This is a genomic window from Mycoplana rhizolycopersici, assembly GCF_013378445.1.
Classification (GTDB): domain Bacteria; phylum Pseudomonadota; class Alphaproteobacteria; order Rhizobiales; family Rhizobiaceae; genus Mycoplana; species Mycoplana rhizolycopersici.
Genome location: NZ_JABXYK010000002.1, coordinates 36766 through 52974 on the forward strand (window position 1 = coordinate 36766; position 16209 = coordinate 52974).

Consider the following 16209-nt stretch of genomic DNA (forward strand, 5'->3'; position numbering starts at 1 on the left):
TGGCCCGATAGACGGGCAGGATGAAATTTGTGCGTTACTTCATCCGTCTAGATTCTTGTTAGGAGGCGAGAATGGCAGACGTAGTTCGATTGCAGGAACGATTGTCGCGCATGCCGCGACGCGAGAGGCTCTGGCACGAGGTGCCTGCGGCGGTTCTGCTCTTCACGGGCGTGCGCTATGAGAAGCTTACCCCGGCGATGGTGGCCAAAACCCGCGCCGGCCGCCGGAACGCCGAAACCGGCAAGGACGCCCGCCAATAGGCGAGGCCGCCGGCCGATGCGCCGCCCGACCACGCCTGCGTTCCGCGGGCGAGGAACGGCGCTGAAAATGCCGCCGCGGGGGCGCGGTTCACGGAGGTCGCGATTGGCGACCTGTTTCCCGGCTGCGTTCAGCAGCCATCGCCGGCATGCAGCCCGGCAGACCTTTTCGTTTGATCTGGCAGAAAGCCGGAGTCCGGTCCGCGCTCATTCGAGAGTGCTCTGGTCGATCGCCTCGCATGCGGCATTGGCGAGAAAGGCGCGCGCGGCCTCGTCCATGGTCGCGGTCGGCACGAAGGTGCGCAGCACCGCATAGCCGTCCTCGTCGGGCATTTCCACGAGTATCGACTGGGACAGGGCCTGCGGCAGCGCCTTGCGGATGGCGTTCAGCTGGACCGGCGTCGCCACCACCACGTCGAGCGCGCCCGCGACCGCGGTGCGGTCGTTCATGCTGAAGACCTCGTTGGCGGCGCTGTCGAACAGGCCCACCGACCAGAACGGTACGCCCGCCGGCGCATAGAGGCGCACCGGGTTTTCGGCCACCGACAGCGCACACACCGCAAGCCGCATTTCGGGATCATCGTTGATCAGGCCGCCGCCGGCTACCGGTTCGTTCTGCAGGGGATAGAAGCGCAGCGGCTCGCCGAGATCGGCGATGCGCGTATAGGCGTCGTTGCCGGTGAAATAGGGTACCGAAAGGATGATCAGGATGTGAAGGGCCGCAGCCCCCAGCAGCCCGACGAGGGTGGCAAACAGGATGCTACGCATTGGCGCATCCCGTGCGATTGATCGCCGGCATCGACAGGTCGATTACGCCCGAACTGCCCGCGGTCGGCGTGTCGAGCAGCGTCAGCACCAGCCGGAACGGCTGGCCGGGCGGCACCGCCAGCCAGTTGCCGGGCTGCGCGTCGGCTGCGACGTGCACCGCGATGCTGTTGTCGGGTTGCCGCAGCACCGTCCACGAATTCAACCCGCCGTTGATGTTGCGGGCGACCGGCACCGGCCGGCCGTCGGTCGTGGTCGCGTGCAGCGTCCAGAAGCGCGCCTGCGGTGTCAGTCCGACGATGTCGTAGGAGCAGCCGCCCGAAAGCGGCTGGCCGCCGCTGTCGTTCACGGCGCGGAAGACCAGTCCCTCCGCGCTGCCGAACAGCAGCGCGCCGTCGCGTGCGCGGTGCGCCTTGGCATAGGGGTCGGCGCGGCTCGTCTGTGCGGTCGGAAAAGCGTTCCAGGGCCCGAGCGCGATCGAGCCGAAGCCGATCGTCGCCTTCAGCGCCCAGACGGCGGAGAAGGTTCCCAGACCGAAGGTAATGGCAAGCGCAAGGGCGACGAGGAGGGGGATACGGAACAATGCGGCCTACCGGTTGGATGCGCGACGGAAGATCGCCGCCGCCGCGAAATGCGTTCCCGGTGATGGCATCTGCGCGGAACAATGCATGATTCCGCTCATGAAATCGATGGCAAACGCGCGTGCACGGCATAGCCGCTCGCAGCCCTTGCAACGGCGCAACGGACAGGGGCCCCTCATTCGCGTTCCGAGCGGCAACTTCGACGCCGCCCCTCATCCGCCCTGCCGGGCACCTTCTCCCCGCAGGCGGGGAGAAGGTGGGACGACTGTGGCGTTACGTTCCTTGTGCTACCCGGACGGCGGGGCTTGCCGCATCGCAAGCAGGCCCATCGCACCAGCCGGTGCAGCTTGTTGTGCCGCATGGTGTGACGGGGAGGGGCGGGTTCGTCGGCGCATACCGGCCTCGCCCTCAAAGGGCTGCGACGCGCCCGTCGGCCGAGAGCGGCTTGGCGTTTTCCAGCTCCTTGGCGATCTGGCGCAAAAGCCGCGTCACGCCGACCGAAAGCGAGCGCGGGCGCACCAGCGCCGGCAGTGCGTCGCCGGGCTGCTCGGAGGGAGGGGCGGCGGCGGTCTTGGCCGCTGCCGGTCCGGGCAGGGGGGTCTCGATGCCGGGGATGGGGCGCAGCTCGAGGCCCTGGTGGGCGTAGTCCATCAGCCGCTTGAAGGTCATCGCCGGCAGCGAGCCGCCGGTCATGTTGTTGGTCGAGGTGTAGTCGTCGTTGCCGAACCAGACGGCGGTCGTGTAGTTGCCGGTGAAGCCGACGAACCAGGCGTCGCGATAGGCCTGCGTCGTGCCCGTCTTGCCGCCGGTGACGATGCCGCCGTCAAGCGCCGCCTTGCGCGCGGTGCCGTTGACGGGGATGTTGACCAGCATCCTGTTCATGTTGGCGTTGGCGGTCTCCGACAGCACCCGGCGCGCCTGCGGCTCGTCGCGTCCGAAATCGTAGAGAATGTCGCCGTCATAGTTCAGGATCTGGGTGACGCCGTGCCGATGCGACTGCAGCCCGCCGGCGGGAAATACCCCATAGGCTGTCGCCTGGTCCATCACGGTCACTTCCGAGGTGCCGAGCGGCATGGTCTTGTCGGTGCGGATCGGCGTTTCCACGCCCATGTCCTTGGCCGTCTGGGCGATCAGCTCCGTGCCGAGCAGGTCCTTGGCCAGACGTACCGGGATCGTGTTGATCGACTTGGCGATCGCGGTCATGTACGTGACCCGCCCGGAATAGCTGCGGCCGTAGTTCTGCGGCGACCAGCCGCGCCAGGTGATCGGCGCGTCGACGATGGTGTCTTCCGGCGTCTTGCCCTTCTCCATCGCCGCCGCATAGGCATAGACCTTGAACGACGAGCCCGGCTGGCGCAGCGCCTTGGTGGCGCGGTTGAACTGGCTCTCGCCATAGTCGCGCCCGCCCACCATGGCACGCACCGCACCGCCGTTTTCGATCATCACAAGCGCGCCCTGCTTGACGTGGAAGCTTTCGCCGTACTGGCGCAGGCTCGTCTCGACGGATTCCTCCGCCGCCGCCTGCAGCCCCATGTCGATCGTCGTGCGCACGATCAGCGAGTGCTGGGCGAAGGGGCGGGCGATGCGCTGCACCTCGTCGAAGGCCCAGTCGAGGAAGAAATCGGGCGCTGTGCGCTCCTGCCGGTCGATGACGCTCGCCGGATTGCGCCGGGCCGCGATCACCTGTCCCTCCGACATCAGCCCGCCCTGTACGAGGTTGGTCAGGACCTCGTTGGCGCGGGCGCGGGCGGCCGGCAGGTTGACGTGCGGCGCATAGCGGGCCGGCGCCTTGAACAGGCCGGCCAGCATGGCGGATTCGGCCAGATCGACATCGGTGATGTCCTTGCCGAAGTAGAACTGCGAGGCTGCCGCCACCCCGAAGGTGCCGCCGCCCATGTAGGCGCGGTCGAGATAGAGCCTGAGGATCTCCTTCTTCGACAGGTTCGCCTCCAGCCACAGCGACAGGAAGGCTTCCTTGATCTTGCGCTCGATCGTGCGCTCGTTGTTGAGGAACAGGTTCTTGGCGAGCTGCTGCGTCAGCGTCGAGCCGCCCTGCACGACGCCGCCGGCGCGCGCGTTCTCCGTCATGGCACGCGCAAGCCCCAGGAAGTCGATGCCGAAATGGTCGAAGAAGCGCCGGTCCTCGGTCGCCAGCACCGCCTTGATCAGATGGTCGGGCAACTCGTCGATCGGCACCGAATCTTCGTGAATGATGCCGCGGTGGCCGATCTCGTTGCCGTAGCGGTCGAGGAAGGTGACGGCGAAGTCGCTCTGGTTGCGCCAGTTGCCCTTGGTCTCCTCGAAGGCCGGCAGCGCCAGCGCCAGAAGCAGCACGAAGCCGGCCGCGCCGAGGTTCATTCCCTCGCCGGCGATCTCGAAGACAGCGCGCTTCCAGCCTTTGACTGTGAAGCGCCGGAAGAAGATCGTGATCTCCTCCCAGATCTCCGCCAGCCGGAAGCCGGCGTTCCACATGGTCGAATCGATAAAGCTGTCGATGCGCAGCAGAATGTGGCGTTTGCGGCGACGCTGCTGTTGCGGCGGCTCGGGGGCGTCCAAGTGGTCTTCCAAGTGGTCGTCCTGCACGGCTGTCCATCCTCATGCGCGCGAAAGGCCCCTCGCGCGATCTGTCCTTGACGATATCAGTCAATCGCCATGGATAAAACAGCATGGTTTCCGTTCCGTTGCCGTGGCTGCCACGTTAGGCGGGCAAGCGTGCAGGACGGCCACAGTCCGGCGGGCGTAGCCCTCCCGATGAAGCCGCTGAAACGCGTCCGGCGGCGCTTTTGCTTGACCTTTGGGCCGCCCGGGTCCACTGGACAGGAATGAACGCGAAGACCGAGATGAAACAGGATGTCGTGGCGGACATTGCCAGCGACGAACTGCCGTTCTGGCGGACCAAGGCGCTTGCCGAGATGTCGGATGGCGAATGGGAAAGCCTGTGCGACGGCTGCGGCCTCTGTTGTCTCAACAAGCTGGAGGACTGGGACACAGGCGAGATCGTCTGGACCTCGATCCGCTGCCAGCTGCTCGACGATCATAGCTGTCGCTGCAAGGACTACGAAAATCGCCAGGCGACCGTGCCGGACTGCATCCGGCTGACGGTCAAGTCCGTTTCCGAGATCAGCTGGCTGCCGCCGACCTGCGCCTACCGTCTGATCCGCGACGGCGAGGACCTCTACTGGTGGCATCCGCTGGTCTCCGGCGATCCCGAAACGGTCCACCAGGCCGGCATTTCCGCGCGCGGCCGCACGGTCAGCGAAGAGGGCATCGACGTGGAGGACTTCGAGGACTACCTCGTCACCTGGCCCCTCGAAGTCGGCGAGGACGGCGGGCGCGCCTGAAGCGTGTCGCATGATCTGTTTTCGGCGGGATTCTGTCCGGCGTGATGCCGCCTTGTATGCCCGGCACGCGCACAATCATACGCTTCACGCAAAATTCATCGTCAGATTGCGATTTGACATGTTTGCGCCCTAGAGCGGTCATCACTGCTTTCTATCTTCCTCCTGTAGGGACGATTTCCCAAGGAGAAACAGAATGATGACCGACGTCACTTCCACCCCTTCGAGAAGGCTCCGCACCGCACTCGTCATAGCGCTGGCCCTGCCGCTCGCCGCCGCCACGGCGCTGCCGTCGCTTGCGCAGCAGGGCGACGCGCCGTCGATGCCGGGCGTTGCCGCGTCGGGCGAACGCGGTCCTGATCGCGACAGGCCGGATAGAGACAGGCCGGATAGAGACAGGGCTGGGCGCGGCTATCACGGCCAGCACATGATGATGGGTGATCGCGGCGGCGATCGCGACCGTGATCGCGGGCAGCGCCGCTGGCATCATCGTCAATGGTCGGGCGAACGGCTGGCGATGCGGCTTGCGGCGGCGGAGACGGCGGCCGGCATCAAGTCCGCGCAGCTCGACGCCTGGCGGACCTTCACCGCAGCGCTGGTCGATTTCGCAACGCCGTCGCGCCCGGGCGGCATGACCGGAGACGTCCAGCCTTCGGCTCCGCCGCCACCGCCGGGTGCCGATGCCGGCACCCCGCCACCGCCGCCACCCGCTCCGGCCGGCGAGGCCCGTCCCGATCGCATGCGGCCCTCCGGCTTCGACATGCTCGACCGCATGATCGCGCGCGTCGAGAACCGGGCCGAGAAGGCCGAGACGCTGAAGCAGGCCAAGCAGGCGCTGGAAGCGGTGCTCGAACCCGGACAGAAGGAGACGATCGAGCGCATGCTCATGCCCCACCGCGGCAAGGATCGCGGCATGCGCTGATCGGGGCCGGAATTCGCGCCTGAACGCGCGCCGAGCTCGGCCTTTTCACACGTTAATCTTGGCTGACGGTGTCGCCGGCCGCGGGTTTTGCCCGCGGCCGTTGCGGTTTGTGCCGGCTTCTGCCCGCACCCGCCGTGTCTCCGCCAAAGAGCCCCGGGCGGGCCGTCTCTTCGCTCCTGTAGAGGTGGCAGGCCGCCGGAATGGGGTGCCCCAGCAATCGCCCTCCAGCCGAAGCGACATCGCCCGACGTGAAAGAGCGTGGCAAGAACAATGCACCGGACAACGTCCGATGAGACGGATCTCACCAGGATTGCTCCAACTCAGAACTCGTCCCTGCGCCGGCTGCGCGGATCGTCGGACAGTCTTTCCCTGTAGATCGCGCCCTCGCGCGCCAGTCGCCGCCAGGGACGCGCCTTGTTCAGCGCGATGTCGTAGGCCGGGTCCTGCCGGTCCAGAAGCACCTCGGCGAAGCCCGCCGCGTTCGAAGGCAGGCAGCGCACCGCCCATTTGCCGTCAGGCCCGACGATGCCGGCAGGCGCCCGGTCCGGGACGGTCTGCGCCGGCGTGGCGGCGCTGATCCAAAGGCAGTTCAGTCCGGCATGGGCGCGCAGCGCGGTGTCGAAGCGGCCGGGAGTGCCATAGGAGGAAAACAGCACCGCATCGACCGCGCTTCGCTCGTATTCGGCGAAGACCTCGGGAAACTGCGCCTCGATGCAGATCGCGCAGCCCAGCCGGTAGCCGTCGACATCGAAGGTGATGGCTTCTGCTCCCGGCGTATACCAGCCGCCCAGTTCGCTGCTGGAGAGGTAGCGCTTGTCGTATCGGGTGAGGAGCCTGCCCTGATCGGAAAACACGTAGAGGCTGTTATGCGGCGGGGCGGGAGCGGCAAGCCGGTGCGCGCCACCGACGACGGCAAACAGCCGCAGCGCGCCGCACAGCGCGCCGATCGCGCGCAACTCCGCCTCCTGGCGCTGCCAGTCGAAGCGCGCCCAGTCGTCGGGACGGCCGATCTGGGCCTTGGCGTAGCCGGATAGCGCGCCCTCGCAGAAATGCACCAGCCGGGCGCCTGCAGCCGCCGCCGCGACGATCGTTGCGCGTATGGCCTCGCCATTGGCGCCGATATCCGGGGTCACGATCGTCTGCGCCGCTGCGATCCTCATGCTTGCCTCCCTCTCCATGCGACTCGCTCCCTTCAATTCACGATTGTTCCTCCGATCGCGGCAAAGCGAAACCGTCAATTGTCGGGTACCGGGAACCTGCACGTCCGGCAGCTCTCGGCCGCCGTTGACGGCCATCGTCATTCCGCGCTAGCCCGTTTGCCATGGTGATCGGCCGGAGCGGCCGCAGGGAGCAGGCGCATGACCGGCAGGGACATTTTCAAGGCGCGGCTGAAGGAGGCCGAGGTGCAGCGCGAGGCGGGGCGCTTCGATGCGGCGATCGACATCCTGAACGCGATCGCCGCCGATCCCGATAACGGCGTCCTCGGTCCGCCGACCGTCCTCGGACTGCCGCGCCCGCTGCACTCGGCCTTCCTGAAGGTCGCCAAGCGGCAGGGCGACATGCTGCGACGCATCGGCTACCAGCATACGCTCGTGCCGCCGCCGGCCGTGCTCGCACCTTTCGGCCGCTTTTCGGCAGCGGAGCGGGCGGCCCTGGCCGAAGCAGGCCGCCAGCCGGTGCCGCGCGTGCTGCACATGGTCTGGATCGGTTCGGGCGAACTGCCGGCATCGACGGGGGCATGGGCGGAGCATGCCGCAAGGCACGGCTATGGCTGCCGCCTCTGGCGCGAGGCCGATCTTGCCCAAGAGGGCATCGACCGCCATCCCGTCTTCACAGCGATGCTCTCGATCGGCGACCTGCCCGGCGCGGTCGACGTTGCGCGCTACCTGATCCTGGAACGCTTCGGCGGAATCTATCTGGATTGCGACTGGTACCCGGCACGCTCCGGCATCGCCTTCCACGGTCTCCTGCCGCTGACGGGGTTGACGGCGTTGGCCGAGGAAATCCCGCGCGAGACCGGCGCGGGCAGCCTGCTTCTGGCCAATTCCTTCATCGCCGCGCCGCCGGCGCATCCGGCCATCCGGCGCCTGCTCGAAGCCCTGCCGCAGGCCGCACAGGCCCTGCCCGGAGCGCCCGCCTGGTGGTCGACCGGCCCCCTGCTTTTCACCGTCGTCTGCCGCGGCGGCGCCGTCACCGTCGCGGATGCGGCCATCGTCGCGGGCTCCGTGCCCCGCCGCGCGCCGATCGAGGCCGTGCTGCCGCTGTGCGAGAAGGCCGAGCGCGACGACGGCGGCCTGCTGCTCGCCTGGAAACCCTGGTAGGCGGCGGGCGATCATCTCCGGATCTGCGGTCCGCCGTCGCATGGCTTGCTCGCCAAGCCGTGGCAGGCTGCCGCCCCTCACCCTAACCCTCTCCCCGCGGGCGGGGAGAGGGGACGCGTCGCGGGCTGGGACGCGGTCCGCTTCTTTTGCCAGATGCCTTTCACCTGCACCGGCCTTTCGGTTTGATGTTCTCCGGGCGCTGTTTTCCCTGTACTCCGCCGCAAGACGTATGACGTCGCGGTCGTCCGTCCTTCTCCCCGCCAGCGGGGAGAAGGTGCCCGGCAGGGCGGATCAGAGGCATCTTCGAATGCTGCCGCCCGGTCCGTGGACGTGGTCTCTGGCTGCCCGTCCGGCACGCGAGTGCCAGGGCGCCGCCGCTCTCAATCCATCAGCGCGCAGGCCTTCTCGTCGCGCAGGACGTCAATGCAGTCCGGCGAGCGGCGGAAATCGTCGTAGTACAGCGTCCATTCGCCTTCGCCGGCAGCGCGGTAGGGGCCGAACTTGAAATACTGGTTCTCCCCGAGGCCGCGATCGTTGTGGCCGATGAAGCCCGTGGCGGTGACGATCCACTTTCCGTTGGCGAAGAGCTCGACGCGGCCGTCGCCGTCCGGACCGGGGTGCGAATAGACGGCGAAATCGATCCAGCCGCTATCGGGTGCCGGCAGCGGATTGTCGCGGGCGGTCAGCACGAGTTCGTCTGTGCAACTGGAGAACGTCTTGCCGTCGTCGGGGCGCCAGTTGGCGTCATGCGCGACGAGCGAGCGCATCTGGTTCACCTCCGGGCGCAGCCACACGGAGGTCTGCCCGGCAGGGCATGTGTAGGCACCGTCCTTCTCCTCTGCGGGTGTTCCTGGACGGAAATTGCCCTCGATGGTGGCAAACAGCCGGCCGTTGTCGAGACGAAGCGCCAGGAACGGGCTGAAGTCGCCCTCCGCATCCGGCCCGATCTCGCGCTTCCACTGGGCGATCAGGTAGCGATGATCGTTTTGCGGAATGGGGTCGGCGAATTTGACCGAGAAGCCGAACCAGACGCCCTTGTCGTAGGGGACGCGCAGTTCGGTCTTTTCCCAGATCTCCGCCCGCTCGCTGCAGCCTTCGCTGTCAGCCGTGCAATGCGGGCGCACGCTGAGCTTCAGGGCGCCGGTACCGGCGCGCTTGACCTCGCTCTGGAAGGTGGCGGTGCCGGCCTTCTGCTCGGCATTTTCGCGGTAGTAGAGGCCGCCGGTTTCCGCAAAGGTTGTTCCGTCGAAGCCGTCGTAAAGCTTCGTCGAGACGGCATCCTGTGCATGGGCGCAGGACAGCGAGGTGCCGAAGGCGACGAGGGCGGCAAGGGCGTAGCGGGAAAAGGGGACCATGGCGGGCTTTCTGGCTGTTGGTGAGGATGCGGCGACTGTATCTGCACCGGCGCGGCACTGCATTCAATTCTGTGCGAGGGCCCTACTGTTTTCAAGGGGTTAAGCGGGTGGCGCTCGGGAGACTCCCATCTGCGTTCCGAAACCCGGCGCAACAGGTTCCCATCAACGATCATTCGTATAAAAGCGGGACATGAGGATCGCGTTCTACTCGCCACTGAAATCGCCGAACCATCCGGTCCCCTCCGGCGACCGCCTGATGGCGCGCCTTCTGATCTCCGCGCTCGGTCGCGCCGGGCATGTGGTCGAAGTCGCCTCCGAACTGCGCACGTTTCTCGCCGGTGACGAAGACGACGGTCGCGCCGCGATCGATACTGCGGCTGCCGCGGAAGTCGAACGCATCGATCGCCTGTGGCGGACGGACGGCGCGCCGGACGTCTGGTTCTGCTACCATCCCTACTACAAGGCGCCGGACCTGATCGGCCCGGAACTCGCCCGCCGCTTCGCGATCGCCTATGTCACGGCGGAAGCGTCCTATTCCCAGCGCCGCAACCGCGGCCTCTGGGCGCAGAACCAGCGGCTGCTGGCGGAGACGGTCCGGCATGCGGCGGTCAACCTCTGCTTTACCACGCGGGACCGCGACGGGCTGGCGCAGAGCATTCCCGACGGGCGCTACCGGCTGCTTCGGCCATTCATCGATCCGGCCGCCCATCTGGCAGTCGAGCCCGCGCCGCGAGCGGGCCGGATCGCGACCGTCGCCATGATGCGCCCCGGCGACAAGTTCGACAGCTACCGGATGCTGGCGGCGGCACTCGCCCGCCTGCCGGAAAGCCTGCCATGGACGCTTTCGATCGTCGGTGACGGGGCTGTGCGGGCCGAGGTCGAGGCGTTGTTTTCGTCGCTGCCGCGCGGGCGCATCGTCTGGCACGGCGAATGCGGCCCGGCCGAGATCGCCGAAATCCTCTCCCGCGCCGCCGTCTATGCCTGGCCCGGCACCGGCGAGGCCTATGGGCTCGCCTATCTCGAGGCCCAGGCGGCGGGGCTTCCCGTCGTCGCCCAACGGGTCGCCGGCGTGCCGGAGGTGGTCCGCGACGGCGTGACGGGGTTGCTGACGCCCGCCGGCGACGTCGAGGCCTATGCCGCCGCGCTGTTGCAGATTCTGACGGATGGAGACGAGCGGCGGCGCATGGCGCTTGCCGCGCGCCGCTTCGTGACCGACGAATGCTCGATCGCAGGTGCTGCCGTGCGGCTGGACGAAATCCTGAACGAAGACGTGGGAGGGCGCCGATGAACGGCGATGCCTGGCAACCTCTGATGGACGAGCTCGATCGCTGGCGGCAGGCCGGCCATGTGGCGACCTTCTGGCTGCGCGACGACGATGCCATCGAGCCGACGCCGGCGCTGGAGCGCCTGCTGACGCTGACGGCGAACCATTCCGTGCCCGTGGCGCTTGCGGTCATCCCCGCCTTTACCGGCGAGGCGCTGGCGGCAAGGCTGGCGCACACGCACCATGTCGAGGTGACGGTGCACGGCTGGTCGCACGAGAATTTCGCCCCGACGGGCGAGAAGAAGCAGGAGCTTGGAGCCCATCGCCCTGCCGACCCGGTGCTGGCCTCGCTGGAGCAGGGTTTCGTTCGCCTCCGGCAGCTTCATGGTCCGCGCCTGATACCGGTCCTCGTGCCGCCGTGGAACCGCATCGATCCGGCGCTGATCCCCCGGCTCGGCGGGATCGGCTTGCGCGCCCTCTCTGTCTTCGGGCCGGAAAAGGACCGCGGACTGCCGGCGATCAATACGCATGTCGATGTCATGGACTGGCACGGCACGCGCGGCGGCCGGGACACCGGCACGCTTGCGTTGGAAATGGCGGCGAGGCTGCGGCAGTTCGAGGCTGGCGAGGGGACGCTCGGCCTCTTGACCCATCATCTCGTTCACGACGAGGCGGTGTGGACGTTCCTGGAGGCGCTGTTCGAGCGAACCGCGGGGCACCCGGCGTGCCGGTGGGCGGCGCTGTCGACCATCCTGTCGGAGCGGGGGATCGGCTGAATTTTGCACGTCGCCTCCCCCAAGCCGACGGCAGGGAAGCGGTCAGGTCAGGGCGTTCAGCTGTCCACCGCGACGAATTCGATTACCTGCCCGTCGCGGGCCGAGAAGGAATCGGCGAATTCGGCGGAGGCCTGTCGGTCGATCTCGTCCAGTTCCGCATCGGTGCGCCAGGGCGCGTGATGGATGAAGGCGATGTTCCTGGCGTTCGCCGCCCGGGCAAGCCGAATCGCCTGCTGCCAGGTCGAATGGCCGTAGCCCTTGAAGATCTCCATCTCCTCGTCGACGTAGCAGCAGTCGTAGATGAAGAGATCGACGCCCTCGATCAGCTTGAGCACTTCCGGGTCGAGGACACCCGGCACGTGCTCGGTATCGGTGATCATGGCGATGGAGCGGCCGCGCCAGTCGACACGGTAGCCGATCGCTCCACCCGGATGGTTCAGCATACCGGTTCGGATGGACACGTCGCGGCGGGGTTCGAGTATGTCGCCCGCGCGAAAATCGCCGTAGTGGAGATGCGCCCGGCACATTTTCGGATCGACGGGGAACCATGGCGGCCGCATGAATTCACTGACCATCTGGCAGGTCGTCATCTGTCCGGCGAGGTGGCCGGACCAGATTTTCACGTCGCATTCGGGGTTGTAGAGCGGCTTGAAATAGGGGAGGCCGATGATGTGGTCGTAGTGGCAGTGGCTGAAGAAGAGGTCGACCCGCTTCACGCCTTCGGCTTTCATCGCAAGGCCCGCCGGCGTGATGCCGGAACCGGCGTCGAACATCAGGATCTCGTCGCCGCAGCGCATTTCGACACAGACCGTATTGCCGCCGAAGCGGGCGAACTGTTCCCCGGATACGGGAATGCTGCCGCGCGTGCCCCAGAACTTGACGGTCAGGATATCATTCGCGCCGTTGCTCTGTTTGAGCTGGCGCGGCGGCTCCGTTCTGCGGCTCGAATGCGGCGGCCTTCCGATCATGTTCATTTCTGCCTGGCCTCGTCCAGCTCGCCTTCATTGGCGATGGCGTTGGAGTGGCGGATGCACAATCCGGCGGGTTTCGCGGCCTCGCGATACCAGCCCCTTGCGTGACCTTCGCTCGTCGCGTGACCTTCGCTCGTCATCAACTGCGCATCCGTCACTCTAACCTTCCACAGTTCCTCGCTACGCCACAGGCACAGCGAGTGTCCTAAGCGTAGCGAATGTGAAACTATTTTGCGAGGACGAAGTTCAGGCGCGTATCTCATGCCTTTCTGTGGCGACGACCGGTCATCGCACGCACCATTCTCCGGCCTGCAATCGCAACGCTTCACGGCCGAAAATGTTCCATGCCGGGGCTTTGGGAGCGCTTTTACGCGCGAAACCGGATATGCGGCAGGCAGGGTCAATCCGGCTTCCTGGCGCGGGCGCGCTCGTCTGTCAGTTCCATCGTCGTCCGGCTCAGCCGGCTTGCGAGCTCGCGCATGATCTCGATCGTCATTTCCGGAAAGTCCGTCAGGAGCTTGAGGAAGTGCTCCTTGCTGATGCGCAAGGCCTCGAGGCTGGTCGCGGCCTTCACCGTCGCGGTGCGCGACACGTCGCACAGGATGGCGATTTCGCCGACGATGGAATTGTTCTCCACCTCGGCGACCTTGATCTGACCTCCCGGAGCTTCGACCAGGATGTCGGCGCGGCCGGTCAGGATGACATAGGCGGCGTCGCCATTGTCGCCCTGGCGGAACAGGATCTCGCCGGCGGCGTAGTGCACCCGGTCGGAGGTGAACGCCAGAAGCTTCAGCTTCGTCGGATCCACCCCGGAGAACAGCGGCACCCGCCGCAACATCTGTACTTCGTCTTTCAACAGCATCGTCGTGTCCGTCCCCTCGATCCGCCTGCTAGTTTAGCGGTATTGCATTATTATGACACCAATTCCTTGAATGTCGCATTGTCTGCGAGATCCGTATGTTTGCCGTCTCCGACGAGCCTGCCCTTGTCGAAGATCAACACGCGGTCGAAAAGATCGGTCAGCGAGGTGTTCGTCAGCACCCAGATCACCGCGGCGTTCCTGTTCTCCCCGTCGCGTACGAGCGTCAGCACGTTGCGGCAGATCTGTTCCTGGCTTCTGGAATCGAGCGCCGGCAGCGGCCGGTTGAAGACGTAGTAGTCGGAGCGGCGCAGCAGCGCGCGGGCCAGGTTCAGCTTCTGGCGCTGCACCTGCGTCAGGCGGCGGCCGCCGGAGCCGACGTTGAACTCCAGCCCGATCGACAGCACCTCGTCGTAGATGCCGGGCTCGCTGAGGAGCGCGATCACCATCGCGCGGACGCGTTCCGGACCGTCGGCCTGGCGATGGCTGACGCGGCCGAACAGGACGTTGTCCATGATGCTGGCCGACGCCATGTAGCTGTGCGGATCGTAGCGGTCGATTGCGCCCTTCAGGCCATCCGGCAGGTTTTCGTGGAACTGCAGCCGCACGTCGACGATCTTCGCCATCAGTTCCTCGGTCAGAAGACCGAAGCGGTGCCGGGGCTCGATATAGGCGAAGCTCAGGCGGATGATCTTGTGCTTGTCGTCGTCCGTGGTCTCGGAGAAATCCTTGCCCTTCAGCTTCTGCAGGAGCTGCTGGTACATCGGAATGTCGTCCGGCGTCATGAAGGTCAGCTGCTGGAAGAAGGGGTGGTCCGGCGGCAGCCCGGCGAACAGTTCGACGGCGTTTTCGGCAATCTCGTAACCCATCTGATAGAGCATCCGGTCGAGGCCGTTGCGTCCGACCACCTCGCGGAAATAGGCGTTGCGGCCGATCGCGCGGCCCACCAATTCCTCGCCGATCGCCGTGCCGAACAGCAGGTTCTCGCCCACCGTCGCCTCGATGTTGTAGCGGTCGGGCTCGAAGGGAACGACGAGGTTGCTGAGGTTCGCCTTGTCGAGTTCGTCGCGGAGGGTGTGGCGCAGGCCGACGATATGCTGGGTCAGCGCCTCGTTGAGCGCCGGCTCGACGGTGGAGCGTAGCGCCAGCTCCATGATGTCCTTGGTCAGGTAGACGCAGTCGAGAACGGAGGAGACGGACTGGAAGAGGTCGTCCGGGCCGGTGGCGCCGGCGCCCCGGTAATCGATCCAGTCGCTGTGCACGTCGTAGTCAGGATTGCCGGCCATCCGCGCCTCGTCCTTCTCCCAGGCGCGGAAGTTGAGGTGGGCGTCGTCGTAGACGGGGTCGCGCAGCGGGGCGTGCTTCAGCCCGTAGAGCAGGTTGTCGCGCAGCGTGCCGTAGAAATAGTAGGCGTCCGAGGAGACGTAGGTGATACGGCGCCCGCTCACGGACTCCGGCAGGTCGTAGAGGTCCCGGTCTCCGACCGATATCCGCCCCGATTCCGGCCACACGGTGCGGCCAATGGCCTCGGCAAGGGCATCGCCGCCCGCCGCTGCACCGCCGATGATCGCGACGATTTCGTTCGGTGCGAACTGGACGGACACATGTTCCAGCGTGCGCGCGCCGCTGTCGTCGGCCATCGTCAGGTTGACGGCGGCAAGTGTTCCGGCCAGCGCCGCGGTCTCCTCGACCGACACCTTCTGGATGGATGGGTCGACCATGTTGTCGACCTTGAACTGCTCGACCACCTGATTGTATTTCACCTGCACGTCCTGCCGCGCCTGATCCCAGTCGATCAGTTCCTTCAGCGGGCCGGGCAGATCCTTGTAGGCGGCGATGACGGCGACGAGCTGGCCGATGTCCAGCCGGCCCTGCAACGCCAGGTAGCCGCCGATCAGGTAGAACAGGAAGGGCGTGACGGAGGCCAGGAAGTTGTTGATGAACTTGACCAGGAATTTCCACTGGTAGAGGTCGTAGCGGATCTTGAAGATCCGCCCGAGCCTAGAGGCCACGTCGGCGCGCTCGAAATTGGTGGTGTCATAAGCGTGGATCGTGCCGATGCCCTCGACGATCTCGCTGACGCGCCCGGCAAGTTCGCGCGCCGTCAGCTGGCGTTCGCGGCCGAGCACGAGGAGGCGGCGGCGCATGCGCGGGATCAGCACCGCCTGCACGGCGACGATGACGCCGGCGATCATGCCGAGCCAGACGTTCTGCACGAAGATGAAGAACAGGGCCGTGGCCGCCTGCCCACCGAGCAGGGCAGGTGCGACGAAGGCGTCGCCGGTGAAGCCGCCCATCGGCTCCACCTCGTCCTTGATCATGCTGGCGATCTCGGCGCCCTTCACCCGCTTGAACTGCGAGGGCGGGAAGCGCAGCACCCGATCCACGAGCTCGAAGCGGATGCGGCGCAGAAGCCTCTCGCCAAGGCGGCCCTTGTAGGTGTTGATGTAGAGCTTGAACATGCCGTTGACGACAACGAGCGCCAAAAAGACCATGCTGAGCGCGATCAGCATCTCCAGCCGGTTCAGCTCGAGGCCGGGGAAGAAGACGACGTTGCCGACAAAGGGCAGGGCAAACTCGATGCGCATGAACATCTGGCGCGCCGCTTCGCCCTCGAACCCCTGGCCCTGGATCGGGCCGTTGACGATCTGCTTGGGCAGGTCGAAGGAGAGGAAGTAGGGGATCATCGACAGCGCGACGATCACCAGGATCCACAGCTGCTGCTTGCGCGTATGCGTCCAGATGTAATGGGTTAGGCCTTTTTCCATCTATCGTTCAATCCATGCAGGAAAAGACGAAC

The 16209-nt window shown here is 66.3% G+C and carries 15 protein-coding genes; 6 read left to right on the plus strand and 9 right to left on the minus strand.

What is annotated here, in order from left to right:
* Positions 1–71: 71 nt before the first annotated feature.
* Entirely contained in the window at positions 72–260 is a 189-nt protein-coding gene (locus HV823_RS02700) for a hypothetical protein (protein WP_176948224.1), read from the plus strand.
* A gap of 204 nt (positions 261–464) precedes the next feature.
* Here HV823_RS02700 and HV823_RS02705 read toward each other — a convergent pair whose 3' ends face one another.
* The 3 genes from HV823_RS02705 to HV823_RS02715 all read right to left on the minus strand — a co-directional run bounded on the left by HV823_RS02705 (position 465) and on the right by HV823_RS02715 (position 4171).
* Positions 465–1025, minus strand: a complete 561-nt coding sequence (locus tag HV823_RS02705) for a DUF1254 domain-containing protein (RefSeq protein WP_176948225.1) — start codon at positions 1023–1025, stop codon at positions 465–467.
* The gene (locus HV823_RS02710; RefSeq protein WP_176948226.1) at positions 1018–1605 is read right to left on the minus strand and encodes a DUF1214 domain-containing protein; all 588 of its coding nucleotides are present in this window, start codon (positions 1603–1605) and stop codon (positions 1018–1020) included. Before HV823_RS02710 ends, HV823_RS02705 begins: the two co-directional genes overlap by 8 nt.
* A 406-nt stretch (positions 1606–2011) precedes the next feature.
* Positions 2012–4171, minus strand: a complete 2160-nt coding sequence (locus HV823_RS02715; RefSeq protein ID WP_425487630.1) for a transglycosylase domain-containing protein — start codon at positions 4169–4171, stop codon at positions 2012–2014.
* Between the two features lie 254 nt (positions 4172–4425).
* Between HV823_RS02715 and HV823_RS02720 the strand changes: the two genes are divergently transcribed.
* Both HV823_RS02720 and HV823_RS02725 read left to right on the plus strand, forming a co-directional pair.
* The gene (locus HV823_RS02720) at positions 4426–4944 is read left to right on the plus strand and encodes a YcgN family cysteine cluster protein (RefSeq protein ID WP_246300840.1); all 519 of its coding nucleotides are present in this window, start codon (positions 4426–4428) and stop codon (positions 4942–4944) included.
* A 196-nt stretch (positions 4945–5140) separates the two neighbouring features.
* Entirely contained in the window at positions 5141–5863 is a 723-nt protein-coding gene (locus HV823_RS02725; RefSeq protein ID WP_176948227.1) for a hypothetical protein, read from the plus strand.
* A gap of 320 nt (positions 5864–6183) precedes the next feature.
* On the opposite strand, the gene HV823_RS02730 is transcribed toward HV823_RS02725, so the two are convergent.
* Positions 6184–7023 (minus strand): carbon-nitrogen hydrolase family protein, encoded by an 840-nt coding sequence (locus tag HV823_RS02730; protein WP_176948228.1) that lies wholly within the window; start codon positions 7021–7023, stop codon positions 6184–6186.
* 198 nt (positions 7024–7221) lie between these two features.
* Here HV823_RS02730 and HV823_RS02735 point away from each other — a divergent pair, with 198 nt between their 5' ends.
* Positions 7222–8184 carry a glycosyltransferase gene (locus HV823_RS02735; protein WP_176948229.1) on the plus strand — a complete coding sequence of 321 codons (963 nt, stop codon included), beginning with the start codon at positions 7222–7224 and terminating at the stop codon, positions 8182–8184.
* Between the two features lie 380 nt (positions 8185–8564).
* Here HV823_RS02735 and HV823_RS02740 read toward each other — a convergent pair whose 3' ends face one another.
* A complete protein-coding gene (locus tag HV823_RS02740; RefSeq protein WP_176948230.1) occupies positions 8565–9539 on the minus strand; it encodes a polysaccharide lyase family 20 protein in 975 nt (324 codons plus the stop codon).
* A gap of 190 nt (positions 9540–9729) precedes the next feature.
* On the opposite strand from HV823_RS02740, the gene HV823_RS02745 reads away from it, so the two are divergent.
* Together HV823_RS02745 and HV823_RS02750 are read left to right on the plus strand one after the other, a co-directional pair.
* Positions 9730–10827 (plus strand): glycosyltransferase family 4 protein, encoded by a 1098-nt coding sequence (locus HV823_RS02745; protein WP_176948231.1) that lies wholly within the window; start codon positions 9730–9732, stop codon positions 10825–10827.
* Positions 10824–11579: a polysaccharide deacetylase family protein gene (locus HV823_RS02750; protein WP_176948232.1), complete on the plus strand. Its 756-nt coding sequence runs from the start codon at positions 10824–10826 to the stop codon at positions 11577–11579. The genes HV823_RS02745 and HV823_RS02750 overlap by 4 nt, the downstream gene beginning before the upstream one ends.
* A gap of 56 nt (positions 11580–11635) precedes the next feature.
* On the opposite strand, the gene HV823_RS02755 is transcribed toward HV823_RS02750, so the two are convergent.
* From HV823_RS02755 to HV823_RS02770, 4 genes are all read right to left on the minus strand, one after another.
* The gene (locus HV823_RS02755) at positions 11636–12547 is read right to left on the minus strand and encodes an MBL fold metallo-hydrolase (RefSeq protein WP_176948653.1); all 912 of its coding nucleotides are present in this window, start codon (positions 12545–12547) and stop codon (positions 11636–11638) included.
* Positions 12548–12549: 2 nt separating this feature from the next.
* The gene (locus HV823_RS02760; RefSeq protein WP_176948233.1) at positions 12550–12708 is read right to left on the minus strand and encodes a hypothetical protein; all 159 of its coding nucleotides are present in this window, start codon (positions 12706–12708) and stop codon (positions 12550–12552) included.
* Between the two features lie 242 nt (positions 12709–12950).
* Positions 12951–13412, minus strand: a complete 462-nt coding sequence (locus HV823_RS02765; protein WP_176948234.1) for a cyclic nucleotide-binding domain-containing protein — start codon at positions 13410–13412, stop codon at positions 12951–12953.
* A gap of 50 nt (positions 13413–13462) precedes the next feature.
* Positions 13463–16177: an ABC transporter ATP-binding protein gene (locus tag HV823_RS02770; protein WP_176948235.1), complete on the minus strand. Its 2715-nt coding sequence runs from the start codon at positions 16175–16177 to the stop codon at positions 13463–13465.
* Positions 16178–16209: the final 32 nt, after the last annotated feature.

What these genes read in the sequence shown, in the direction of transcription:
- HV823_RS02700 (WP_176948224.1), top strand. Translation starts at nt 72, where the DNA reads ATGGCAGACGTAGTTCGATTGCAGGAACGATTGTCGCGCATGCCGCGA.
- HV823_RS02705 (WP_176948225.1), bottom strand. Translation starts at nt 1,025, where the DNA reads ATGCGTAGCATCCTGTTTGCCACCCTCGTCGGGCTGCTGGGGGCTGCG.
- HV823_RS02720 (WP_246300840.1), top strand. Translation starts at nt 4,426, where the DNA reads ATGAACGCGAAGACCGAGATGAAACAGGATGTCGTGGCGGACATTGCC.
- HV823_RS02725 (WP_176948227.1), top strand. Translation starts at nt 5,141, where the DNA reads ATGACCGACGTCACTTCCACCCCTTCGAGAAGGCTCCGCACCGCACTC.
- HV823_RS02730 (WP_176948228.1), bottom strand. Translation starts at nt 7,023, where the DNA reads ATGAGGATCGCAGCGGCGCAGACGATCGTGACCCCGGATATCGGCGCC.
- HV823_RS02735 (WP_176948229.1), top strand. Translation starts at nt 7,222, where the DNA reads ATGACCGGCAGGGACATTTTCAAGGCGCGGCTGAAGGAGGCCGAGGTG.
- HV823_RS02740 (WP_176948230.1), bottom strand. Translation starts at nt 9,539, where the DNA reads ATGGTCCCCTTTTCCCGCTACGCCCTTGCCGCCCTCGTCGCCTTCGGC.
- HV823_RS02745 (WP_176948231.1), top strand. Translation starts at nt 9,730, where the DNA reads ATGAGGATCGCGTTCTACTCGCCACTGAAATCGCCGAACCATCCGGTC.
- HV823_RS02750 (WP_176948232.1), top strand. Translation starts at nt 10,824, where the DNA reads ATGAACGGCGATGCCTGGCAACCTCTGATGGACGAGCTCGATCGCTGG.
- HV823_RS02755 (WP_176948653.1), bottom strand. Translation starts at nt 12,547, where the DNA reads ATGATCGGAAGGCCGCCGCATTCGAGCCGCAGAACGGAGCCGCCGCGC.
- HV823_RS02765 (WP_176948234.1), bottom strand. Translation starts at nt 13,412, where the DNA reads ATGCTGTTGAAAGACGAAGTACAGATGTTGCGGCGGGTGCCGCTGTTC.
- HV823_RS02770 (WP_176948235.1), bottom strand. Translation starts at nt 16,177, where the DNA reads ATGGAAAAAGGCCTAACCCATTACATCTGGACGCATACGCGCAAGCAG.